Below are 25272 nucleotides of genomic sequence, written 5' to 3' on the forward strand. Positions count from 1 at the left end.
CCTCATGCTTTTTGCTTTTCATCGCTTAGAACGGCCCGCAGCGCCTCGGCGAATTTGGCGATGCCGGGAGCGATCTCTTCGGCTTTTGCTCTTGCGAAAGTGAAGCGCACATAGCCGCTATCGGAGCCGTAAACGCTGCCGGGAACAAAAACGATCCCCCGCCGGATCGCTTCCTCCAGCAGTTTTTCGTCATTCACGCCGGGAATGATTTTGCACCAAAGATGCAGTCCGCCTTCGGGGGTCAAGAAGCTGACTTGACCCGGCAGTTCTCTCTCAAGCGCCTCCATAATCAGATCGCGCTTAAAGAGCAGCCGCATGCGCAGCCGCTCCAAATGAGGCTGGAAATAACGCGAATTCAAAAACTCGGCGGCGATTCTTTGCGGAACGGAGCTAAGTCCGAAGTCCATCTGCTGCCTGGCATCGGCGAGCCGGCTGACGACCGATTGAGGGGCGACCATCCAGCCCACGCGCAAACCGGATGCCGCAATTTTGGAGAAGGAGCCGATGTACACCACGGTGCCGAGCCGGTCGATGGATTTAAGCGGCGGCGGCGGGTTGCCGTTATAGGAGGTCAGGCTGAAAGGATCGTCTTCGACGATCGGAAGGCCCATTTCGCTTGCCGCTTCCAGCAGCCGAATGCGGCGCTCGGGATCAAGAACGACGCCCATCGGATTTTGGAAATTGGGATTGATGAACAGCATTTTAATGCGGTGCTTCTTAAACAGCGGACGAATATCCTCAGGTTGAATGCCCTTCGAATCGACGGGAAGACGAAACAGCCGAAGTCCGGCGGATTGAAACATGGGCAGAGAGTAGCAGTAGGAAGGATCCTCGATGGCGACGGCATCTCCCGGAACGAGCAAACACTGCGTTATCAAATACAACGACTGCTGGGAACCGGAAGTGATTAGAATCGACGATTCCGTTGTCCGGATTTGGCGGTATTGATGAAGATACGAGACGAGCGCTTGCCGCAGAGGAAGGATGCCTTGCGGATTATCGTACCCCAAATATTCCGTAAAGTTATGTTCTTTCATCATCATCCCGATTTCTTCGCTCGGGGACAGATCCGAGGCCAGCTCGCCGCTGGCGAAATCGATCAGTGTAGCGTCTTTCTGAAGCACTTCACGGATACGCCGCAAAAAAGACAAATTTGGCAAAAACGTGCCGCCCTCCACATAGCGATGCCAGTTCGGCGTATGCTTCGGCGTAGCTCCCCATTTGAATTTGCTAACCCTTGTGCCGCTGCCCGACCGGCTTTCGATGATACCGTGCGAACGAAGCTCCTCGTAGGCAAGAATGACGGTGCTTCGATTCACATTCAACTGCTCGGCCAATTTACGTTCGGATGGCAGCAGGCTGCCCGGAGGATATTCCCCGTGCGAAATTCTCCGTTCGATATCGTCGGCAATTTGCATATATAGAGGCTGTGCGCTTGAACGATCGGGTTTCCACATGATTTCACGACCTTGCTTAAAAGGATAGCTTTCGTGCCGGGTGATCGACCGGTTACCCTTCATTTTACATGCAGCGCATGACGGAAACCACCCTACCAGGAAACTTACACCTCTTAGGTTTTGTTCATTTATCAGAAAGTATAACGTGGAAGTCGCTCTAAATCTCGGTAAACGCTTGTTCCTAAAAGGACGGCGAAGCTGTTTATCCTTGGCAATCGTTCCGGTATGTAATCAAATCCGAATGGATGGGAATATTTTTTGGATTTTGGATGGTTTGTTTTGCCGCTTTTTTTTTTATCATAGCCATAAGCTTGGTATTTCGTTACATTTTCCTATTTGGAGGGGATGAAAAGCATGAGTAAAGATCAATTGCGCGTTGCGGTCGTTCAAGCCGCACCGGTTCTTTTTGATAAATCGTCGGCACTTGCTATAATCGCCGCTTACACGAAGGAAGCTGCCGCTCAAGGAGCGCAGCTGGTCGTTTTTCCGGAAGTATTCCTATCCGGGTACCCAAGGGGCATGACATTCGGTACGCGTGTCGGCAGCCGGCATTATAGCGGTCGCAAAGACTGGGAAAGCTATTGGAAAAGCGCTATCGACATTCCAGGCGAGGATACCGAATTGCTCGGCGAAATGGCCAAGGAGGCGGGCGTTTATTTGGTGATCGGCGCCGTCGAGCGGGATCGCGATTTCAGCAGAAGCACCTTGTACAATTCGATTCTTTACATCGGTCCGGACGGCAGCGTCCTCGGAAAGCATCGTAAGCTGGTGCCGACGGGCGCCGAACGCCTCTTGTGGGGACAGGGGGACGGGAGTACGCTTACGGTGATCGATACGCCTTTCGGCCGGATCGGCGGACTGATCTGCTGGGAAAATTACATGCCTTTAGCCCGTACGGCCATGTACGCTCAAGGAATCGATATTTTGATTACGCCGACGGCCGATGCCCGCGACACATGGCAGTCGACATTGCGTCATATTGCTTGCGAAGGCCGATGCTTCGTCGTATCCTGTAACCAATATGCGACGAAAGCATCCTATCCGGCCGATTTGGCTTGCTATGAGGAAATAAGCGGAGAGCAGGAAATCCTGTCCAGAGGCGGAAGCGCGATCGTCGGTCCGCTAGGGGAATACGTCGCGGAGCCGCTGTACGACCGGGAAGGCATGCTGATCGCCGATTTGAACATGACGGCGGTGGCGCAAAGCCGTTTCGATTTCGATGTCGTCGGCCATTACAGCCGTCCGGACGTCTTTCAATTAACGGTAAACCGGCAGAAGCAGGATATCGTCAGGTATAGGAAAGACTGAAGACGCAAACGAACGCCGTCCTATCCGTTACACAGCCATGCGGCTAGGTTGGACGGGACGGCGTTCATGATTGTTCGTCAAGAAGAAAGAGCCGCAACTGCGTTATTTTTCGCTATCTTCCCATTTGCGGGAATAAGCTTTATTCGTAACCCAGATGGTAATTACCAATATAATGGCTGATACGAATAGCCCCAGAAATAAAGCCATGCCCCACGACATTTGTCATCCCCCCTAAATGAATGTCCAGCCCTAAACGTGCGGAACCGGCCAGTCGAGATGTCATGATTAAAGATGTTTCTAGTAACCATACTACGGCGAGGTTGCAGGGGGGTCACCATCCAATTGGTTACGGAATCAACCCTCCAATTCCGCAGCAACCGGCATCTTAGGCCGCTTGGGCTTACCTGTGAAGGAGAAGTAAGTCCACATTCGCAGAAGACGTTCCAATGGGCCCGAACGAAAGCGCGTCAAATACAGAGGACTTGCAAGAAGCTGAATGACGTAGACGGCAAGCGCCGCTCCGCAGCCCGCGAGTACGCCGAGTTTCCCGAACCAGCCAAATCCGTAGCCGTAGAAGAGGGTCGTACAGATAACGGACTGTATCAGGTAATTCGTCAAGGACAGCTTGCCGACGGCTTCGAACCGGGGAAGCCAAACCGTTGATTTTACTCTCGAGCAAAGCCAGGCAAAAGCGAAAATATAGCCGAGCGCAAGCAGGTTTCCTCCGAGCAGCTCGCCCGCGCCGCTCCACCAATAGCCCGGAAACAGATGCTTCAGCGTTTTCAGCACGATACCTGCCGGCAGGAAGAGCAGCATTTTGACCAGATAGGATGTGCGTTCGTTCTCCAACTGGTCGAACCATCGCTTCCTCGCAGCGTACATGCCGAATAGAAACAGCGGAGCGGTCATAAATGGCGCGATCAGCAGAACGGCTACAATCAGAATGCTATCCTCACCAAGAGGATCCTCGGATTCTCTGTGGTGCATAATTTCCTCGTAGGTGCCCGTGCCGTATACGGATATCGTCTGTTTCACGTACGCTTCCATACGAGCTTGCGCTTCAATTGAAGCCGGATCCGCAGCGTCTTCCGGAGCAAGCCCGAGCAGACCGAACAAGCAGAGCAGCAAAGTCCCCCAAACGAGCAGCGTTTTCGGTTTCCGGTTTACGAACAGCAGCAGGAAGAAGCCCATCATGCCGTAAAAGCCCAGTATGTCCCCTTCCCATAGAAAGTGCGAATGCAGCAAGCCTATCGCGAGCAGCAGCAGAAAGCGGCGGGACAAATAGCGTTTCGGCTTCAACCCCTTCGACTCTAGGCTTTCCTTCATCTTCATCATGCCGTAGCCGAACATAAACGTGAAGATTGGCATAAAGCTGCCCTCGATCAAAACCTTTACGAGCTTGTGAACGAAGGTATCGGTAAGGGTGGGCGAGTAAAGCTCCAATTCGTCTTTTCCCCATATGCCATATTGGAAAATAAGCATGTTCGCCATCAAAATGCCCAGCAAGCTGAATCCCCGCAAACCGTCGATCATTCTGCTTCGGTTATGTCGTTCGTCCATTCTTATCACCTCGGCTTGATTGTAGCAGCGCAAGTTGAAGGGTTTCTAATGGGCAGCTTATCGTTTCCTTAACGCCTTCTCCGTTTGTTTAGCTGGAATTAAGGAAGGTTTGGTACAATGCGTTTGGAGGGATTACATGTACAACGCCAAACTATTGCTGATCGACGACGAAGCATCCATCTTGCAAATGCTTGATCTTGTATTGCGCAAAGAAGGCTTTCGCCATATTTATATGGCAGGTACGGCGCAGGAAGCGCTGCGGCTGCTAAGCAAGCATGGTGCGGATATCATTCTGCTGGATGTGATGCTGCCTGATCAAACCGGGTTCGAGCTGGGCCCGAAAATCCGCGAGTTGTCCGACGCGCATCTTATTTATGTAACGGCGAGGGCTTCGGACCTGGACGTGCTCACGGGCTTCGCGACCGGCGGGGACGACTACGTAACAAAGCCTTTCAACCCGCTCGAAATCGCGGCAAGAATCAAAGCGAGGCTGCGCAGAGGTGCCTCGATACTTTCGCCTAGAGCGGAGGATACTCGAAGCCGATACGATTTCGGACGTTTTACGGTAGATGAACATGCGGGGGAGCTCCTGGTCGAAGGGAACCCGGTTGCGTGTCCCGCGCAGGCTTACCAATTGCTGCTCTATTTGTGCAAGCATCCGAACATGGTCTTCTCGAAATCTCAGCTGTATGAAGCCGTGTGGGGCATAGACGGAGTCGGCGACGACAACACGGTTATGGTGCATGTCCGCAAAATTCGCGAACGCATCGAACCCGATCCGGGCGAGCCGAAATATTTGGTCACCGTCCGCGGCCTCGGATACAAGCTGATGAAGGAGAAAGAGGCATGAGCCGGATCAAGAGAAGAATCGCGATTCATTTTACGGTTCAGTTTTTTTTCCTGTGGGTGTTTGTCGCGGTCTCCATGCTTGCCGCCCTTCTACTGCTTCTTCAATACCTCGTCAATCAAGATTTGAAAAAAACGTTTCCTTACGGGGCGGTATCCAACATTGCGACGGAAACGGTTCTCGATGGAGATCACATCAAAGTTCCCTCGAGATGGGTAAATCAGCTTACGGAAGCGGATTATTGGCTGCAAATCGTCGATGCCCAAGGCAAGGTCATCTATTCGTCGAATGCGCCCGACGGATTGCAAGCTTCCTATGGAGCGGCGGAGCTGCTGCAAATCCGGGAAACCGGCCGGTTCGGAGGTTACCGGCTCATGACGGAGCTGGACACTACGGAGAAGCCCCTCTTTTTTATGCTTGGCACGGAGGACTCGGGAGAAGATCGCCTGCGCGAATGGGTTCGGGATTTCGGAGAAAACGGGAGGGTACGGTCCGAATCGATTCATGAGCTGGAAAGGCAGCTGGGGAGCTCCGGACAATATGTGGAAATTGTCGCTCCGGACGGAAACATCTTGCAGACGATAGGAACCTCTGAACAGCGCCGTGATTCCTACCGGCCGCTCGAGCTGATTTCGATGAGTGCGGAACCGGCTCTTCACGGGTCCGATATTTCTTTCTATTATGACGGCTCGACCGGCAGCGCTTGGATTTTGCATACGGTCAAAGAAAGCCGCGGCGTTGTCCGGCAGCCGATCCTGCATGAAGTGATTTTAACTCTTATCTATATGGGCGGTTTGGTGCTCGTATTGACGCTTGCTTTTGCGATTTGGCACGGCTACCGGTACGGCCAGCCTTTACTGCTCTTTACCGATTGGTTCGAACGGATGGGGAAGGGGCATTACCATGAAGCGCTGACGGAAAGGGACAGGAAAAAAGTGTTTCGCAAGAACGGTAAAATCCGCGTGCGCTACCGGCTATACAAGGAAGTGATTGCCGGATTTTATGACATGGCGGCCAAGCTGGAAGCATCGGAGAAGGAGCGCGTCCGTCTGGAGAAGACGAGAGAAGAATGGATGACCGGCATTTCCCACGATCTCCGAACGCCGTTAGCGACGATACAAGGCTATGGACATCTGCTGGAAAGCGGTCAGTTTTCCTTTTCGGAGGGCGAGCTGAAGGAGATGGGGAGGATGATCAGGGGGAAAGGCGATTATATGCTGGAGCTTCTTCAAGATTTCTCCTTGACGTTTCAATTGAAAAACAATGCCGACCACATGCAGCGGGAAGACTTCGAGCTGAACGAGCTTGTCCGCCGCGCCGTTCTGCGATATGTGAATGACGCTACGATCCAGCACGTTGCGTTTCTTTTCGAAGAGCACGTAAACGACTTGTTCATAAAAGCGAATGCCAAATGGTTCCGGCGGATGCTGGACAACCTCATTTCGAATGCGATCAAGCATAATCCCGCGGGGACGCAAATCGTCGTTCGAACGGAGGCGGAAGCGGGCGAAGCGATTATCGTCGTAGAAGACAATGGGATCGGCATGGACGAAGAAACGAAGCGCAACTTATTCGAACGTTACTACCGGGGCACGAATACGGAGGACGGCTCCGACGGCGCCGGTCTCGGCATGAGCATTGCGAAAGCGATCGCCGTCGCTCATCAGGGCGTCATTCGGGTGGAATCACGCGAAGGTTCCGGCACGAAAATTGTTTTGCGCTTTCCCCGGCTGTTGGAGGGAGCGGGCCCGGAGAAGCAGTAGCGGCGCAAAGCGCAGGCTTTTCGTGAATGATGTCTGGATAATCTGTGCAGGCAGAGGCTGGCTTCATGCTACGATTCGCGCATGACGGTGTTTACCTTATTGGCGAACGAAGGACAGGAGCTATTTACGGATGTAGATAAGTCTGATCGTCACGGGAGCCTAGTTGTTCGTTGACTTGGGAGGTGGAGGACGGTGTCCTCCACGTTCGGGAGTCTGAGGGTACGTCGCTTAGCGGGTGGGCTGCCCCAATAGGGGCTTTTACCCGATTGTAAACCCAGGTTCATTATTAGTGAACCTAAGTTCAATATATTTCTTGGAAAAGAGCCTTGGCGGGGACATAGTGAAGCTGGATTCACTATTAGTGAACTTCCCGGTCATAGTCCCCCCCGGTTCACTAACCGTGAAAAAGCCGATTCGGGAAAGCAATAGTGAATTTAGGTTCATTATTATTGAACTTAGGTTCAGTAACTTTCTCAATGTGTGACTTAGTACGGAAATAGGGAAGCTATACTCATAGTTGGTGAACGTATGAACGGCGGGATCGGCCGCTAGCCCCCTAATTCCGGAGAGCTGTAGCTGAGGAAAATTGTGTAGGAAGCAGGAGTCATTTCTTTCTCCTTATGCCTTTCGCCTCTATACGCTGTTATCCGAATGCGATAAATCAAGGCATCAAACGTAGAGCTATCCTCCGTCAGTTGCATGACGTTGAGGACAGCTCTTTTCTGTTACAAGTTACCCTCCCGCTAGAGCTGCTCCTTCGGCATATACTCGCCGTCCTGGACGACGTCGCCTTGTTCGGCGTTAACCGGGTGCCCGGCACGCAAACCGGGAACCAAAAAGGGCGGTTCCCTTTGCCGCGAACGTTAGCACGCATTTGCCCGGTAGACACTTGCCGGAGGGCGGCGTCTTCGGGGGTGCCTCCCTTTGCGGAGAAGATGATTTAGGCGGGATCGAAATCTTTATATATAGACATGCAAAATACCTGTATTAATTTCTATCGCTATGTTAAAATACATGTTAAATACAGGTATCTTTTAACTGAAGCGTTTACATGTTCCATTAGGATCGAAAGGAGGCTAAGTCAATCATCTCCAGAGAAAACGATTGGTGTTGGGGAAGTTCGCTAAGATTTATATGTAGCATACAGGAGGGAAAATATGTTGAAGCGCAAGAGAAGTGCTCTCGTCTTATGGTTATGTCTGAGCATGCTGCTTATGTCATTAGGGCAAGTTCCAACCGGTTATGCAGCGGATGCGGGATCGCAGGCTGCTGGCGGAGGGTTAGAAAATCCGGGTTTCGAGGCGGCGGGAACGCCAGGAAATGTACCGGGATGGTCGCTGCTGCTCGGTCAAGGCAAGGACGTCAGCTATACGGTGGAATCCGCTGTTTATCACGGCGGGGCTCAAAGTCTTAAGCTCGTCGATCAGGATACCGTCAACAACTTCGCGGTTGAAAGCCGGAAGGTTCCGGTTTCGGCAGGCGAGGTGTATAAAGTGGAGTCGAGCTGGTACATAACCGGCGGCGCCGCTCAGCTTCAAATCCGCTACTATAATGCAGCGGGAACCCAATTAGTGGGTCCGGTCATCCCCCATGATCCGAATTTTACTTCAGTGCCAAAAAATGTTTGGCAATCGCTTTCCGTCCAGGCCGGCGCTCCGGCTGGCGCTGCTTTTCTAACGGTAGTTTTAGCTACCGGCAAAAGCACCAAAGGAACGATGTATGTAGACGATATTAAGCTGAGCCGCGTACTGCCGGTAGCCAATCCGGGCTTCGAGGACCCTCAATCGGGCTCTGCCATACCCGGCTGGACACAGATTATAGGCGCCGGCAAGAACGGTTCGGTAACGCTAGACACCTACGCAGCTTCAGGGACCGGCAGCATGAAGATCGACGATAAAGACACGACGAGCGGTTTCGCTGCCGAAAGCGTCCAAATGGCCGTATATGGAGGACGACAACATCAGGTTTCAGCCGCAGTGAACATTAAGAGCGGCAATGTTCAGCTTCAAATCCGGTATTACGACCAGTCCGGCGCACTCCTTCCTAATGCGACTGTCGTAAACGATCCGAACTATACGGGCGGCCCCGTCGGCGCCTGGCAAACGATAGCCTTTCAAGGGCAAGCTCCTGCGAATGCCGCAACGGCATCAATCGTGATGGCTAGCGGCAAAAGTAAAGCGGGTGTCAGCAATTGGGACGACATTCGATTAGAGGAAATCATACCGGAAGCCGAAGCGAGTCCGGGACCTGAACCTACGCCAAGCCCAAGTCCGACACCGGCCGGGAAGCGTTTCTTGGTCAATGCCAGCTTCGAGCAGCCTCTTAACGGAGGGGCTATTCCCGGATGGAAAGTAAATGCCGGCTTGGCGGCGCCAAGCGCCGATCGGGCTGTTTCCGGAAGCCAAAGCTTGCTCGTGCAAAATACGAAAACGACAGGCAGCGGCATCAATATGGAAAGCGAAACGATCGAAGTCGAAGAAGGGGCGACTTATCGCCTTTCCGCGCAACTATATTTGGACGGAGGCAACCTCGAAGGGCTTTACGTTTATGTTTACGATACCGACGGCAAGCTTGTGAAGAGCCAGGAAGCCAAAGATTTTCACGCTTATTTATCCGCACTGTCTCCGAAGGTGCCAGAGCAAAAATGGACCTATATCGAGACGAAATTCACCGTGCAGCCGGGCGGCAAAAAGCTGAAGGTATCTCTTATTTCGGGAAATAAAAAGGATTACCGGTACTATCTCGACGATGTAAGTATATTGAAAACGCTTTCTAATGAAGGGATGGAAAATCCGCAAATCGATTCCGCGGTGCCGGGATGGCAAAAATTCGCCCCCAGCGACGCTTCCAGTTTCTCGATCACGAACGCACGCGCATTCAGCGGGGACAACAGCCTGAAGCTCGTCAATACGCCGGGCAGCTATCTCAATGTCGTGAGCGATCCGATCCCGGTCGAGCCAGGAGACGTATATACCGCGCTATCCAAAACCTACATTCAAACGGGCTCGTCGGGGATGTACGTTCGTTTCTTCGATGCTAATAAAGCGTATATCGGCAAGCAAAATTGGAGTATCGTTTCTTCCCCGACAGATACTTGGTTTGACCAATACGTCAAATTTACCGTTCCGGAGGAGGCCCGGTTTGCCGCCGTCATGTACGCGGGAAGCCATAACAAGACGTATGAATATTACGTTGACGACGTTCGCATCCTGCGGGGCGATCATGAGGTGAAGGAAGTGCCCGTACCCGACAATTCCATCGCTCTAATCGGCGAAGATTTAGGCGTGCAGATTCAAAAGGCGACGTTGATGCGCGGCGCTTACGGCAAAGACGGCCAAGGCCGGGATGTCGTCTACTCGGTATCGGTGGGCGCACCCGCCATGTTTACGATCATCGACATTGCGACGGAAAAGGTTAGCAAAAGCTATCCGATGCCGGAAGCGACCGGGGCCTGGTCGGTTACAACGGCAAGCGACGGCTCCGTGTATTTGGGAGCTTACAATAAGGGACTGTTGTATCGCTACATTCCGCAAACCGACGAGCTGATCAATCTCGGACACCCGCTATCGACCAAGGATAGCGTGCTTTATCCGATGGCAAGCGGCAAAAATGGCGTCATGTACGGCTCGACGTACCCGACGGCGGTGCTCTACGAATACAATCCGGCGACGAACGCGTTCAAAAGCTACGAAACGATGTCGTTCAGCGCAAGCGGCGAGAGGTGGACGCGCGTCGTCGTTTATGACGAAGCGACGCATAAAATATATGCGGGCGTCGGCAATACGCCGCGTCTTCTGGAATACGATCTGGCTACAGGAGGGAAGCGCGATCTGCTGCCGGAGAAGTTCAAAGATATTATCTCGGTCTACGATTTGAATCTGGCCGGCGGCAAGCTGTTTGCCCGTAAGGAAGCGAATAACGCAAACGAGTATTTTGTCATTGACGTTCAGTCGGGCGAATTGATCGAAATGACGAACGGGGACACGGGGAAAAAATCGGAAGTGTTTACGAACGTATCCCGCGGCGTTTCGCCGGTGTCGCCGGTCGCGAACAAAATCTATTTCGCCGGTTTGGGCGGCGAGCTGTTCGAATACGACCTGAATACGAACGTATACCGTTCGCTTCACGTTTCAATTGAAGGAGCAGCGATTTCCTATTCGTTTGTGGAGCTTCAGGAAGAAGGTTTTCCCGGTTACAGCTTGGTAGGCTTGTCCGGAAACGAAGGAAAGCTGTACAAGTACAATTTGGCGACCGGCGCCGTTCGGGTGACGGATGTGAATGTGCCTGCGGAGCCTGTCATTATCCATGACATCATGAAAGGTCCCGACGGCAGCATATATACGTCAGGGTATCTGCAGGGGAATCTCGGCAAGTTTACGCCTTCCAGCGGCGAGAGCCGTTATTTTAACGGGATAGGCCAGGGTGAGGGGATGACCGCAACATCCGACAGGCTCTTTATTGGCGCTTATCCCGATGCGAAAATATACGAATATGATCTAAATAAACCTTGGAATAGGACGAATCCGGAGCAGTTGAATCCGAAACCGATATTCAGCATGACCTATAATCCGGATATTCCCGGATATACCTTGCAGGATAGGCCGTTCGCCATGGCGGCTGCCGAGGAGCTGAACAAACTCTTTGTCGGTACGGTGCCGAAAAACAGTCTGCTCGGAGGAGCGCTGGCCGTTTACGACTATGCCCTAAGGAGCGAGCCGGACATCTATTGGAACATCGTTCCGGATCAGAGTATTTTGTCGCTCGTATATAAGGACGGCCTGCTTTATGGCGGAACGTCGATTCATGGCGGACAGGGAGGCACGCCGAAGGCGACCGAAGCGAAGCTGTTCGTTTGGGATGTCGCCAGAGGGGAGAAAGTATTCGAGACCGTGCCGGTCAGCGGCGGGCAGGCGATCACGTCTCTTCATCTCGGCTCGGACGGCAATATTTGGGGGCTGTCGAACGGAGCGCTGTTTATTTTCGATCCGGCGACCAAGCAAATCGTTTACAGCAAGAACGAATTCCCCGACGCCAGCGGACGCTGGATCGACGGCTCCATGACGACCGGAACCGACGGAAACGTATATGCCACGGTTGCCGGGAGATTTTTTAAAGTGGATGCCGAGACGAAGGCGGTTACGGTATTGGCTACACAAGCCCGTAAAGTGGCGCAGGACGATTTCGGCCGTTTCTATCTGTATGCCAATCCAGAAGGGCCGAATGTATACCGGTATGCGATTCCAGAGCTAGTTCTGAAGCTGGTCGACGCGGAGTTGACGGCTTCAGCTGCCGAGCTGAAAGCAGGGGAGCAAGCCGATATCTCGATAAAGGGACTGCTTGAAAAAGAGCGCACGACGCGCGATTTGGCAGGGGCGCTTGTCACGTATACCGTGAGTGATCCCGAGACGATATCGGCAGAAGGCGGCAAGCTTACCGCAAAGCGCGCGGGAGAAGCGCAGCTAACAGCGACGGTAACGCTTGGCGGGATAACCGTACAATCCAATTCGCTATCCGTTAGAGTCGTTTCCGAAGCGAATACGGCACTAGCCGGTTTGTCTGTCGGCGCCGGCGTGCTGAACCCGGCTTTCCAATCGGATCAGCTTCATTATACGGTTACTGTCGCCAACGATAAGGTAAGCACTACGGTTACAGCAATCACGTATGATGCAGGCGCCTCAATCCAAGTGAATGGGGTAACCGTGACGGGCGGAAGCGCATCCCCGGCGATTGTGCTAAGCACAGGAGCGAATGACATCCGCATTATCGTGACGGCAGCGGACGGTTTAACGACCCGAGCGTATAAGGTTACGGTGAACAGGGAGGAGGCTTCCGTGACGACGCCGTCACCGACGCCATCACCGAAGCCGACGCCATCGCCGTCGCCCGAATCTGGAGCGAAGTCCGATGTTATCGTGAACGGCAAATGGCTTAGCGATCTTGCGACGATGAGCAAGGAAACGGATGGAGAGGGGCGAAAGATCGTTCGCGTCGAACTGGATCCGGCTAAACTCGATGCGAGTTTGCAAGCCGCAGGCGATCGTCCGGCAATCGTCATTCCGGTAGAGGAAGACGCGGATCGGGTCATAGGCCAACTGAACGGCCAATCGGTCAAGAAGCTGGCGGGCAGCGGAGCGGTGCTTGAAATCTTAACGAAATCCGCCGGCTACAAGCTGCCGATGTCACTGCTCAGCACGGAGCTAGCAGCTTTGCAACTTGGAGCGGGGATACCGCTGGAAAATATCCGTATCCGGATTGAAATCGCAACCGGCACGGAACCAATCGTTCAAGCGCTGGAGCGCGCAGCCAAGGAATCCGGCGCAACGCCGATCGCGCTTCCGGTGGCGTTTACGATAACGGCTGAGTATGATGGACGGACGGCCGTCATCGACCGTTTTGCCGACTATGTGGAAAGAGAGCTCCGCATACCGGCGGCAACCGACCCGAATCGGATCACCACGGCCGTCGTCCTGGAGCCGGGCGGAAAGCTGCGTCACGTACCGACGCGGATCGTACGGAGGGACGGCGAGTCGTATGCCGTCATTCGCAGTAAAACTAACAGCGTATATGCGCTGATCCGCAACGAGTCGACGTTTGCCGACGCCTCTTCGCACTGGGCAAGAGCTTCGATTGACGCGCTCGCTTCCCGACTCATTTTGGAGGGGGAACCGGGAAGTGCATTCGCGCCGGACCGTTACATGACCCGCGCGGAGTTTGCGGCTGCTTTGCTGCGTACGCTCGGGATGCCGGAGGCGATGGCCTCGGTTCCGTTTACGGACGTACCCGCAAGCAACTGGTATGCGGGGGCGGTTGCCCAATCCGCAGCCTTAGGTCTGCTGGAAGGCTACGAGGACGGATCGTTCCGTCCGGAAGGTGTCGTCACGCGTGCCGAAGCGTTCGTCGTGCTGCAGCGTGCGCTTTCGTTCGCAGGCATGAATACGAAACAAACGGACACTCGTCCGTTATCCGCATTCACCGATGCGTCCGGCATACCGGAATGGGCGGCGGCCTCCGCTGCCGCACTATTTGCGGCCGGCATGCTGGAAGGGGACGACGCCATGCGGCTGAACCCAAGTAGCGATGTGACCCGTGCGGAAGGCTCGACGCTGATGTGGCGGGTACTTGAGTACGTGCGAGGGGCTGGAAATTAATCTTTCCGCTGCAACGGAACTTGATGGGGAAGCTCGGGCCTTCAGGCCCGGGCTTCCGGACGGTTTATGGACAAGAGGAAGGAACGATGGAAGCCGAGAATGTCTTGCCCGGATTGTTGACAGCCATAATGTATACATGTATTATACAAGTACAAAATCAAGGGACAGCAGACATCGCGCTACCCTTCTTATGTTTACAATTGGGGAAACGGGTTCACGAATACATGACATACCAACAGGGAGTGACGAATGTGAAAATGGCGCGTGTAGCCCTTTTACTCGATACGTCGGCGGCCGAGCGCCGCTGGAAATACGGGGTCGATGTGTTTGAGGCTTATGCCTCGGAAATGTTAAGGAGCGCAGGCATCCCGTATAACGCAATCGATTCTGCGGAAAATTTGGCGGAGCAAGCCTATGATGTCGTTATCGTAGCATTGTCGGACGAAAACGATCTAACGATCGGACAGCTTATGCAATATGCCGAGCAGGGGGGGACGCTGATTTCAAGTGCAGGTCTGAACCGGATGGCCGGCAAGCTGGCTTGCCGGGCGCTTGCGGCGGGAGATGTCGGATATGCGGAGATTCCCGAATACGCCTCGGAGCCGCTGCGCTTTTTGAAATCGAAGCCATGGGCGCCGCTGTCCCCGGAAGGAGCTTCTTCCATTAAAAGCGCAGGGAAGCTGCGTCAACGAACACGGGAAGGGACGCTTTTCGCGCCGGCCCTTCTCGAGATAGCGGTCGGCTCCGGGAAAGTGGTTCGCTGGAACGTCGACATTCCGTACACGATCGTAGGATTTCAACAAGGCACAGGGCCGGTCGTCGAGGACGGCATTCCGGCGCCTGACGGAACCGGAGCTTTGGATGAAGGGCTATTGAAAGCGGATGACCGCTGCGAGATGGATTGGGAGCATGACCGGAAACGGACGGAAACGGGTTATCCGTACTTCGCCTACCCGTATGCCGATTGGTGGCGCGATGCGTGGGTAAGCGTTCTGATGCGGGAAGTCGTCGACAAAGGGTTGACGCTGCCGTTCGTCGATTACTGGCCGGACGGCGTAGAGCGGGTGGCTATGATCTCGCATGACAGCGACGGGAATGTGGACGAATCCGCTATCGAAACGCTGGCGGTACTGCGCGAATGCGATGTCCGCTCTACCTGGTGCATGATAGAACCGGGCTATTCGGCGCAAGTATACGAGCAAGTGAGGGACGACGGCCATGAACTAGCGTTCCACTATAATGCATTGCCGCTTGATAAAGGCTTCTGGGCGCAAGCCGAGTTTGAAAGGCAGCTTGCTTTTATTCGCGAGAAGACCGGCGTTCCAATGCTGTCCAACAAAAACCATTATACGAGAGTTGAGGGCTGGGGAGAGCTGTTCGAGTGGTGCGAGCGGAACGGCATTCGCAGCGACCAGACCCGCGGACCGAGCAAGAAGGGCAATGTCGGTTTTCTGTTCGGTACGTGCCGGCCGTATTATCCGATCGCACGGTTCGAGGACCGTAACCGATTGTACAACGTTCTCGAAATCGGTTTTCTGACACAAGACATGGAGCATCCTTCCCTTCCGGATACAAGCGTGATCGGGCCGTTTCTGGAAACCGTTACCGCCGTCTCCGGAGGCGTCGCCCACTTCTTGTTTCACCAGGTTCACATCTTGCGGCAGGCGAAGGTGGCGGATGCGCTGCGCGAGGTTGTCCGTGCGGCCCGCGAGCGGAACTTCTCGTTCTGGACAGGCGAGCAAATATGCCGCTGGGAAGAAGCGCGCAGGACCGTCCGCATTTTGCCTAACGAGCGCAACGGCTTCCGGATCGAGCAGGCTCCGCCGGGAACGGTTGTTTGGGTACCGTTGCCTGTAAATGTCAAGCCATCGAAAGAAACCCGTGTTCGATACGGCGTAATCTGCGAGCGTCAAACGGCAGCAACGGAGGTGGGCGTATGAGTGAGGAACGATTGGCGTTTCTCGGGGGCACTCCCGTGAAAACGACTCCTTTCGGCACCGGCAAACGGTTCGGCCAAGAGGAGGCCGACCAGCTGTTGGAGGCGCTCGAGCAAAATACGTTGTTTTATCATTTTGGGCATAAAGTGAAGCGATTTCTGAACGATTTTAACGCGATGTACGGCGTTCGCTACAGCGTTGCGGCGTCGTCGGGAACGGCAGCCATACATGTAGCGCTAGGCGCCTCCGGAGTCTCGGTTGGCGATGAAGTGATCACGAGTCCGATTACGGATCAGGGGACGCTGATCGGCATTTTGTATCAGAACGCTATCCCGGTATTCGCCGACCTCCATCCCGGCTCGTATACGATGGATCCGGCATCGATCGAGCGCCGAATTACGCCGCGCACGAAGGCGATCGTCGTCGTCCACCTGGCCGGTAATCCGACCGAAATGGATCCGATCATGGAAATCGCCCGTTCCCGGGGAATCAAGGTAATCGAGGATTGCGCGCAAAGCTATTTGGCCCGATACAAAGGGCGCCTCGTCGGTACGATCGGCGATTACGGCTGCTTCAGCACGAACGACTTTAAGCATATTTCGACCGGCGACGGAGGCATCGTGACGGTTAATTCCGGCGAAGAGTCGGACTATCATACCGCTCATGCGTTCGCTGACAAAAATTACAGACGGTTCGGCGATGCCGTTCACAAAGATTTGCATTATGTGGCGCCGAATTACCGGATGACGGAGCTGCAGGGGGCTGTCGGTATCGCCCAGCTCAAGAAGCTCGGCTGGATATGCGAAACCCGTCACCGTTACGGCAACCGTATCACGGAAGGCATTAGCCGCATTTCCGGCATACTTCCTAACGAAGTGACGCCGGAAGGCGAATCGACGTATTGGTTTTATATGTTCCGTCTTGACGCGGATAAGCTTGCTTGCAGCAGGGAAACGTTCTGCGAGGCGCTTGCGGCGGAAGGGATTCCGAACCGGGCGGGCTACATCCCGGACGTTTGCTACATGCAGCCGTTATTCCAGCAGCGTCATGCTTATCCGAACAGCAGCTTTCCGTTCGATTTGAGCGATGTTTCCTATGAGCGGGGATTGTGTCCGAATGCGGAGCGCATCTTGCAAACCGCCGTACAAGTACCGTTGAACGAATTTTACACGAATGACGATGTAGAGGCTATTATTCGCGCCATTCGCAAGGTTGCGTATCATTATGCGATCTCTTAGGCTATAGGCAAGGTGCGCCTAGCCCCCATGTCTTTTGCTTCCTCGGCATGATATACTATTTCATTATAGACATGTATAGGAGCGGTATATATTGCTAGGAAGACGGAATGAATTCAAAGAACGTTACGATCTGTTTTATAAGCAGCTGCGGGACGAAATCGTCAGCGGACAGCTCAAGCCGGGAGAATTCATTCTACCTGAGAATACGCTTAGCGAAAAGTACAACTTAAGCCGCGTTTCGATTCGCAGAGTGCTCGCCGATCTGGTCGACGAAGGACTTATCGAGAAAATTGCCGGGAAAGGCAATCGTGTCGTCATTCCCGAGGAGGAGCGGCCGGTCGAGACGCTTCATATTGCCTGGTTTAACGGTTCTTACGAGATCGATATCGTACGCAACATGATGCGGCTGTTTGAAGAGAGCCACCCGTTCGTGCGATTGGAGCTTACGGTGCTTCCCGATGCCGATTACACCGACGCCATCATACGCTTGATCGACCAAGGTCAAGGTCCCGATGTGTTCATGATATCGGAATCCCATTATCGAGTATGGATCGAAAGCGGCCGGACGAGCATGCTTACGGGCTACATCCCGCCTCATCTGAATCCGGAGCATACGAGCTATGCGAAAGTTTTCGAGCTGTTCACCCATGAGAACCGCATGCTCGCTGCCCCTTTCGTTTTCTCGCCGGTCGTGATCTGTTACAATCGGACGATTTTTCGGAATAACGGCATTTCGCAGCCGATCATCAAAAGCTGGGATGATTTGCTCGAGACCGCTCTTCGCAGCATGGGAACGCCGAACGGGGAAGGAAGGGTCGAGCATTATGGATTCGGCTTTTCTTCGTCGATTAACCGGTGGCCGGTGTTTCTGGTGCAGCATGGCGGGCAAATGATGTCTCCCGATGACGGACGCTGCACGTTTTCGCTGCCGAGCAACGTCGAAGCGTTGGAATTTTGCGTATCCCTCATGTACAAGCATCAAGTTTCGCCTATATTTACGCATGGCAGCAATCATTTGGCCGAAAACTTGTTCGTGAAAGAACGCGTTGCGATGATCATGACGACCTATTATTTTATGAACGAGTTTCGCGACCATCCGATAGAGTGGGATATCCTTCCCGCAACGCAGGAAACGCTTTTGCTCGGAGGCGGGTTGGCTATAAACAGCTCGAGTCCCAAGGTGGAATTGGCGCAAAAAGTCGTCGATTTCATGACCGGGGAGCAAGCGCAAAAAATGCTGAAGCGAAACGGGTGCACGATTCCCGCGCTTCGGTCCGTAGCCGAAGATGTCAGTCTGTATAATCCGGCCGTGCATCCTTCGCAATACCATCGTTTTCTGGATGCGCTGCCTAATGCCAAGCCGCTTTCCGCTCTCGGGCTGACGCAAAGACGGATCGAGTTTTTGTATGACGAGTTAAACTTGTTGTGGGCGAACATGGAAAGTCCGGAAAAGGCCTGCAAACGAATTGAAGACGTAATGAACGAAAAGCATGTATAAGCGAGTGAAAAAGTGCCAGCGATTTTTCGGATCGAAAAACCTTCAAAACCACTTCCATATGTGGTGTTGGAGGTTTTTTTTGGCGATTGTCGATGCATGGCGATTTGAGCGGGGCGTTACTTGGCAATGACAATATTGTTCTATTCAAGTTCAATAAAATATTATTTTCATTTAAGAACCGTCAAATTATAATGTCAATATAGTCGTACTAATCCAATTTTGAGGTGAGACGAGATGAACAATGGCAAGAAGCTTCGGTGGGGTATCGTCGGGTGTGCGGGAATCGCGATAGGCTCCGTCATTCCGGGTATTAAACAATCGCAAACCGGCGAGGTTGCGGCAATCGCAAGCCGCGATGAGGAGAAAGTAAAGGCAACGGCGGAGAAGCTTGACATTCCGGTCGCATACAGCAGCTATGAAGCGCTTCTTGCCGATGATTCGATCGATGCGGTCTACATCCCGCTGCCCAATCACTTACATAAAGAATGGACGATCCGCGCGGCGGAGGCGGGCAAGCACGTATTGTGCGAGAAGCCGTTCGCGCTGACGGCGGAGGAAGCCGAGGAAATGGTGGAGGCTTGCCGCAAGGCCGGCGTTCATCTTGCCGAAGCGTTCATGTACCGGCATCATCCTAGATATGACCGGATCAAAGAAATTATCGCCTCCGGCGAAATCGGCACGATTCGCGGCATCCACGGCACGTTCACGTTCAACTCGTCCGGCGCTAAGGAAAACGTTCGTTTCCACCGTCATATGGGCGGGGGAGCGCTTTACGACATCGGCTGCTATCCGCTCTCGGCTGCCCGTTACATTTTGGATAAAGAGCCGGTTGCGGCTACCGTTCAAGCGTTTTTCTCCCCTCAGCATGGCGATGTCGATATGATGGCATCCGGGCTGGTCGAATTTCCGGACAGCATCGGACTGACGTTCGACTGCGCCATGTGGGCGGCAGGCCGCAATACGCTTGAAATTTTGGGGACGGAAGGCCGTATTCATCTTCCATCCGCATTCGTTTCCGCGCCTTCCCAATCGGCTGTTTTCACCGTCTTCTCAAAAGGGGAGCAGCGCGAGGAAACTTTCGAGCCCATTAACCAATATGCTCTGCAAGCGGACGATTTCGCCCGTACCGTATGGGGAGAACAACAACCGCGCTTCGCGCCGGAGGATGCCGTGAGCAATATGAAAATTTTGGACGCTTGCTTGCTGTCGGCGGAACAGCGCATTCGCGTCAAATTGGAGGAATAGGACAATGAACGCTTTCTCGATTGCAGGATTGGACCGGCAAGTCACCCAGCTTATTATGGGAACCGATTATTTCAAACCGGATATTCAAGAGAAAGTAAACGAATTGCTCGATTCCTACGTCGGCATCGGCGGAAATACGCTGGACACCGGCCATCTATACGGCGGGGGCCGCAGCGAACGGTCGATCGGCAATTGGATGGCGGCGCGGGGCAACCGCGAGGACATCGTCATTTTGACGAAGGGCGCGCATCACGATTCGAACGGTCCCCGGGTCAATAAAGCGTGTATCGAACAGGATCTGACGGAAAGCCTGGAACGGCTGCAAACCGACTATATCGACTTGTATGCGCTGCATCGCGACGACCCGTCGGTACCGGTAGGGCCGATTATGGAAGCGTTGAACGCGCATATCGACGCCGGCCGCATCCGTGCGATCGGAGGCTCCAACTGGACGCATGAGCGGCTGCAGGAAGCGAACGATTACGCGGCTTCGCACGGGCTTGTCGGCTTCAGCTTCAGCAGTCCGAACCTCAGTCTCGCCAAGGCGAAGGAGCCGTTCTGGGCCGGCTGCGTATCGGCGGACGAGGAAACGCTGCGCTGGCACCAATCGACCCAGCTTCCGCTCTTATCCTGGTCTTCCCAGGCACGGGGCTTCTTCACCGGGCGATTCACCCGCGACAATCTGGAGAACGAGGACCTTGTGCGAGTATTTTACAGCGATGCCAACTGGGCCCGCTACGACCGTGCGGAACGGATGGCGCGGGAGAAGGGCTTGACGACGATTCAGATCGCGCTCGCTTACGTGCTCAATCAGCCGTTCCCTTCGGCCGCCCTGATCGGGCCGCAAAACCAGCAGGAGATGGATTCCTGCAAAGAGGGCGCCTCGGTAACCTTGACGCAAGAGGAACTCGATTGGCTTGATTTATCCGCGGAAGCGTAAGCCTGCGGAGCTGTTAACGACCCCCGCGCACCTCGGTGCATCCGGGGGTCTTTATGCCTGCAATCGGCTATCCCTGGCGCGAATACATGCGCTGCTGCTGCCTGAATTCATTCGGCGAAAAGCCGGTAAACTTTTTGAACATACGGGACAAATAAGCGGTTTGCATGCCCAGCCGTTCGGCGATTTCGGCGATCGAGAGATCCGAGTGAAGAAGCAGGGCGTTCGCTTTCTGCATTCTCTTCTTATTGATATAGACGATCGGAGAGACGCCTAGCATCGATTTGAAATAATGCATGAAATATTTCGGATGAAAATGAACGAGCTTGGACAGCGTTTCAATGGAAATCGGCTCGGTCAGATGCTTTTCGATATACTTCAGCACGATATACAGCTTATGCACGGAAGGAATGGAGGCCGTTTGCAGCGGGTCGACCGCGGATCGCTCGATGAAACGCGAGAGCAGGGCGTACAGGACCGATTTCACGCGAAAGGGTGCGGCGAGCTCGCCGCTTTCCTGTTCGGATATGAGCTCCTGGAACTGATGTTTCACCGCGCCCGCTTCATGGGACAGCTCGATAACGTGCGGCGTGATCAGCAGATCGAACAGATTAATTTCGCCTACGGCCGCGGTAAACTGACACCAATATTTCTGAAAGGGCTCGGCCTCGTTCGTGGAGGAAGACAACCGCGCGCCCGCCGGGATGAGGAACAGCTGTCCGGGAACCGGATAATAGTCCGAATGATTGATTTTTAGCCACCCCTCGCCTGCCATGAACAAATAAAGCAGGTTTTCTCCTTGAACGGCATTGTCACCGCCCCAATCGGCACGTACTCGCGTATATCCGCCCGATGTCATGTGAAGCTGCGTGTTCGCCAAATAGTTGTTTGCCACTTGCATCCAGTATCGATCTCCTTCATGATAATAGCTTACTATCGTACAAATCTATAAGGGTATTATACATTCATTTCTCGGTCCGGGCACCTTACAATAAAGAAAATCAAACAGGAGAGAGGGGCTGGAACCGATGCACGCAACCGTACTGGCAAAGCCGACGGAGCAGCAGCGCAGATGGCAGGATTTGGAGCTGGGAATGTTCTGCCATTTTGGAATCAATACCTATTGCGATCAGGAGTGGGGGGAAGGCAACGATTCGCCGGAGCTGTTCAATCCCGTGCAGTTCGACGCCGGGCAGTGGGTACGCGCCGCGAAGGAGGCGGGGTTCGCTTATCTGATTTTGACCGCCAAGCACCATGACGGCTTCTGCTTGTGGCCGACCCGAACGACCGATTATTCGGTAAAGTCGAGTCCGTGGCGGAACGGAGAAGGCGATGTCGTCCGCGAGGTTGCCGATGCCTGTGAGCGAGAGGGGATTCCTTTCGGTCTGTATTTGTCGCCTTGGGACCGTCATGAGCCTTGTTACCCGGACAAGGCAGCGTATGACGATTTTTACGCCGCCCAGCTTACGGAGCTGCTCACGCAATACGGCCCGCTCGTCGAGGTTTGGTTCGATGGGGCCGGCTCCCAGGGCAGGGAGTACGATTGGCCGCGCATTATCGGTCTGGTAAAAGAGCATCAGCCTGATGCGATGGTGTTCAACATGGGGGCGCCGACGATACGCTGGGTCGGCAACGAAGACGGCGTTGCGCCTTATCCTTGCTGGAACGCCGCCGAATCGGCCAAGCTGAACATGTATACGAGCGATATGGTCACCTGGCTGCCGGAAACGCAGGGATGGGTCCCGGCCGAATGCGACGTGCCGATCCGCACCCATCATTGGTTCTGGCATCCGGACGATGAGCACAGCCTGCGTTCGCTCGACAATCTGCTTGATATTTATTACCGTTCCGTCGGTCACGGCTGCAACCTGCTGTTGAACGTAGCGCCCGACAGCAGGGGATTGCTGCCGGAAGTAGACGTGCAGAGGTTGCTGGAGCTTGGAGAAGCCATCCGTAAATTCGACCGTCCGATTACCGAAACAGCCGGAGAAGGAGAAACTGCCGAGCTTCGCTTCGATTCGGAAACCGACGTCAACCACGTCATCCTGATGGAAGAGATCGCTCACGGCGAACGCGTCCGCGCTTACGTGCTGGAAGCGGAGCAGGATGGGAAGTGGGTCGAGCTCGTCAAAGGAAGCGCCATCGGGCATAAGAAGATCGACCGCTTTAAAGCGGTTCGCACCTCTAGACTTCGCCTTCGCGTGACGTCCAGCGTGGAGACGGCTTTGATCAGGCGTTTTGCCGCTTATTATTGTTGAAGGAGATATGAAACTCCAACCCTTGCGGTTGGGGTTTTTGGCGTAAAGAGCCGTCGGGAACGCTGGTGCGGCGGCAAGCGCTTTGAAGAAGACGGCAACGAGAAAATAAGCTAGAGCCGTTCGGTACATAAGCCTATATATTTTATGCTTGAAAAAAGAAGAGGATCCTCATATAATGACTCTAGGATGATTGCAGTTATTTCGGAAGCTGCAATTTCTTTATTGCGATAACTGTGCCTGCTAAGAGTCCAGTATTTTTTTTGAGTAATAATGTGCTTACTGGAGTTGCACTTTATGAACAGGAAGGGGCTTGTAACGGTGCACAGCCAGCGATTTTTTTCTGGAACAAGGCGTGTCGAATTCCGTATCGAAAATAGAAAAAGGAGATGACGGCTAATGCAAGTGACCTCGTTTATATTACAAGGAATTCTCGGCCTTATGTTTCTAATGGCGGGAGCCGGCAAGCTGGCAGGTTCGAAGATGCATGTGGAGGGCTTTAAGCGCTGGGGGCTGCCGCAATGGTTCAGGCAGGTGACCGGTTTGGTCGAACTGCTGGGGGCGGCTGCTATGATCGCCGGCTTCTGGGATCCGAGCTGGGCGGCGGCGGGCGCGCTGTGGCTGGGTATTACGGCCTTCGTCGGCATCCTGGTCCACGTTCGGGCGAAGGATTCGTTCAAAGACACGTTTATGATCATTCTGCTACTCGTATTGTCCGCGGTGTTGTTTATTATGCAGTACGGAGAGCTGGCGAATTTCCCGGGCTTTCAATAAGAGAGACGGATACGATACGACTTTATGCCTGTGTTTTAGCGGGCGTAGGGTCGTATTTTATTTTATTATCGTCAGTCGGCTGTCCGGACGTCAAAAATCCCCCTCTGGCGGTGTCGCCGGAAGGGGATCATGTTGGGTGCCATAATCGGCAGGGCAGCTGTTTTACAGCGAAAAGACGTTAAAGCCGAGCAAGACGACAAAGACGAGGACGGGCGAAAAGACGAACCAAAGCGGCTTTGTCGACTGGTTGCGGCGTCTGCGTCCCAGAATCATTTCCATGGCGGCGATCAAAATGATGGCGAAAAGTCCCTTCACGATGAACGTGCGCGGGAACTCCAACAAAACAAGCATAGAGACGCCGGAAACCAGCATGATGAGGTAAAATAAACGTAGAAGCATAGGCGTTACTTTTTGACCCAAGAACAGGCAGCTGAGCACGAACAAAATAATCGTAATCAGCCAAGAGCCGGCGTGCATTTGCGCGAACGTGTTAAACATGATGACATGACCTCCCGATCGGGTGTATGATGTGGCTTGCGTATCCTATCACGCTTTCCGTGAATGAACGGCAGCGACGAGATAGTATGTGCGTTTGCTCATATAGAATAGTAACAGCGAAGCCCGTGCAATGGCAATGCATTCGGGCAAATGGTTACACAATGTTCATAAACCGGCATAAGAAATCGTCTAAGGAGGACCTGGATGTCATTGCGATACGCCTTGCTGGGCTTGATCAGCAAAAAACCGTCGACCGGCTACGAGCTTCACCGGTTGTTCAAGGAACAGGTCGTATACTTCTGGCATGCGCATCATACGCAAATATACCGCGAGCTGGCTAAGCTTGAAGCGGAAAAATTGGTCGAGTCGGAACACGTGCAGCAGGACGCACATCCGGACAAGATCATTTATACGCTTACCGGCCGCGGGACGCAGGCGCTGATTCACTGGATGCTTGAGAAGCCTCCTCAATCCGCAAGCATCAAGGACGACTTTTTGTTGCGGACCGCGGCCTTTCCGGTCATCCCATACGAGGAAGCGGTCGGCCTGCTGGAGCGTACCCGCGAACGGGAGCGGCATGCTCTAGAGCTGACTATGCAGTGGAGGGATAAGCGCTTCGGAGGGAAAGAACTTCCTGACGGCGAGAACATCGGCGAATTTCTTACGTCCGAGTTCGGGGTGCGCTACGCCAGAAGCTATATGGAATGGTGCGAATGGGCGATCGCCGTTTTGCGACGGCTCGCGGAACGCGAATAGCGCGGCGGTTTGATCCGCCGACAGGATTGTGAGATTTTTGTGAGTTTGGCA

16 protein-coding genes are annotated in these 25272 nt (G+C 53.8%); 12 read left to right on the forward strand and 4 right to left on the reverse strand.

What is annotated here, in order from left to right:
* Nucleotides 1–2 precede the first annotated feature (2 nt).
* Nucleotides 3–1457 (reverse strand): PLP-dependent aminotransferase family protein, encoded by a 1455-nt coding sequence (locus tag ACKGJP_RS14060; protein WP_409346253.1) that lies wholly within the window; start codon nt 1455–1457, stop codon nt 3–5.
* A 354-nt stretch (nt 1458–1811) separates the two neighbouring features.
* Between ACKGJP_RS14060 and ACKGJP_RS14065 the strand changes: the two genes are divergently transcribed.
* On the forward strand, nt 1812–2765 hold the full coding sequence (locus ACKGJP_RS14065) for a carbon-nitrogen hydrolase family protein (protein WP_409346254.1): 954 nt from the start codon (nt 1812–1814) through the stop codon (nt 2763–2765).
* A gap of 354 nt (nt 2766–3119) precedes the next feature.
* Here the strand turns inward: ACKGJP_RS14065 and ACKGJP_RS14070 are convergent, their stop codons facing one another.
* Nucleotides 3120–4325, reverse strand: a complete 1206-nt coding sequence (locus ACKGJP_RS14070; protein ID WP_409346255.1) for a DUF418 domain-containing protein — start codon at nt 4323–4325, stop codon at nt 3120–3122.
* A gap of 136 nt (nt 4326–4461) precedes the next feature.
* Here ACKGJP_RS14070 and ACKGJP_RS14075 point away from each other — a divergent pair, with 136 nt between their 5' ends.
* From ACKGJP_RS14075 to ACKGJP_RS14110, 8 genes are all read left to right on the forward strand, one after another.
* The gene (locus ACKGJP_RS14075; protein ID WP_409346256.1) at nt 4462–5175 is read left to right on the forward strand and encodes a response regulator transcription factor; all 714 of its coding nucleotides are present in this window, start codon (nt 4462–4464) and stop codon (nt 5173–5175) included.
* Entirely contained in the window at nt 5172–6935 is a 1764-nt protein-coding gene (locus ACKGJP_RS14080; RefSeq protein WP_409346257.1) for a sensor histidine kinase, read from the forward strand. Before ACKGJP_RS14075 ends, ACKGJP_RS14080 begins: the two co-directional genes overlap by 4 nt.
* Before the next feature lie 1157 nt (nt 6936–8092).
* On the forward strand, nt 8093–14083 hold the full coding sequence (locus ACKGJP_RS14085; RefSeq protein ID WP_409346258.1) for an S-layer homology domain-containing protein: 5991 nt from the start codon (nt 8093–8095) through the stop codon (nt 14081–14083).
* Between the two features lie 257 nt (nt 14084–14340).
* A complete protein-coding gene (locus ACKGJP_RS14090) occupies nt 14341–16023 on the forward strand; it encodes a hypothetical protein (RefSeq protein WP_409347159.1) in 1683 nt (560 codons plus the stop codon).
* Nucleotides 16020–17258: a DegT/DnrJ/EryC1/StrS family aminotransferase gene (locus ACKGJP_RS14095; protein ID WP_409346259.1), complete on the forward strand. Its 1239-nt coding sequence runs from the start codon at nt 16020–16022 to the stop codon at nt 17256–17258. The genes ACKGJP_RS14090 and ACKGJP_RS14095 overlap by 4 nt, the downstream gene beginning before the upstream one ends.
* Before the next feature lie 91 nt (nt 17259–17349).
* Nucleotides 17350–18756 (forward strand): extracellular solute-binding protein, encoded by a 1407-nt coding sequence (locus ACKGJP_RS14100; protein ID WP_409346260.1) that lies wholly within the window; start codon nt 17350–17352, stop codon nt 18754–18756.
* 234 nt (nt 18757–18990) lie between these two features.
* Nucleotides 18991–20001, forward strand: coding sequence for a Gfo/Idh/MocA family protein (locus ACKGJP_RS14105; protein ID WP_409346261.1), 1011 nt, complete (start codon nt 18991–18993; stop codon nt 19999–20001).
* A 4-nt stretch (nt 20002–20005) separates the two neighbouring features.
* Nucleotides 20006–20941: an aldo/keto reductase gene (locus ACKGJP_RS14110; protein ID WP_409346262.1), complete on the forward strand. Its 936-nt coding sequence runs from the start codon at nt 20006–20008 to the stop codon at nt 20939–20941.
* Between the two features lie 67 nt (nt 20942–21008).
* Here the strand turns inward: ACKGJP_RS14110 and ACKGJP_RS14115 are convergent, their stop codons facing one another.
* Complete coding sequence (locus ACKGJP_RS14115; RefSeq protein ID WP_409346263.1) at nt 21009–21839, reverse strand: helix-turn-helix domain-containing protein; 831 nt, start codon at nt 21837–21839, stop codon at nt 21009–21011.
* Between the two features lie 127 nt (nt 21840–21966).
* Here ACKGJP_RS14115 and ACKGJP_RS14120 point away from each other — a divergent pair, with 127 nt between their 5' ends.
* The gene (locus ACKGJP_RS14120) at nt 21967–23196 is read left to right on the forward strand and encodes an alpha-L-fucosidase (RefSeq protein WP_409346264.1); all 1230 of its coding nucleotides are present in this window, start codon (nt 21967–21969) and stop codon (nt 23194–23196) included.
* Nucleotides 23197–23592: 396 nt separating this feature from the next.
* Nucleotides 23593–23967 carry a DoxX family protein gene (locus tag ACKGJP_RS14125; protein ID WP_409346265.1) on the forward strand — a complete coding sequence of 125 codons (375 nt, stop codon included), beginning with the start codon at nt 23593–23595 and terminating at the stop codon, nt 23965–23967.
* Nucleotides 23968–24129: 162 nt separating this feature from the next.
* Here ACKGJP_RS14125 and ACKGJP_RS14130 read toward each other — a convergent pair whose 3' ends face one another.
* Nucleotides 24130–24465 carry a DUF1516 family protein gene (locus ACKGJP_RS14130; protein WP_409346266.1) on the reverse strand — a complete coding sequence of 112 codons (336 nt, stop codon included), beginning with the start codon at nt 24463–24465 and terminating at the stop codon, nt 24130–24132.
* Nucleotides 24466–24669: 204 nt separating this feature from the next.
* Between ACKGJP_RS14130 and ACKGJP_RS14135 the strand changes: the two genes are divergently transcribed.
* Entirely contained in the window at nt 24670–25221 is a 552-nt protein-coding gene (locus ACKGJP_RS14135; protein ID WP_409346267.1) for a PadR family transcriptional regulator, read from the forward strand.
* The last annotated feature ends 51 nt before the right edge of the window (nt 25222–25272 follow it).

The sequence above is a fragment of the Paenibacillus litoralis genome (assembly GCF_046244365.1).
In the GTDB taxonomy this organism is placed as follows: domain Bacteria; phylum Bacillota; class Bacilli; order Paenibacillales; family NBRC-103111; genus Paenibacillus_V.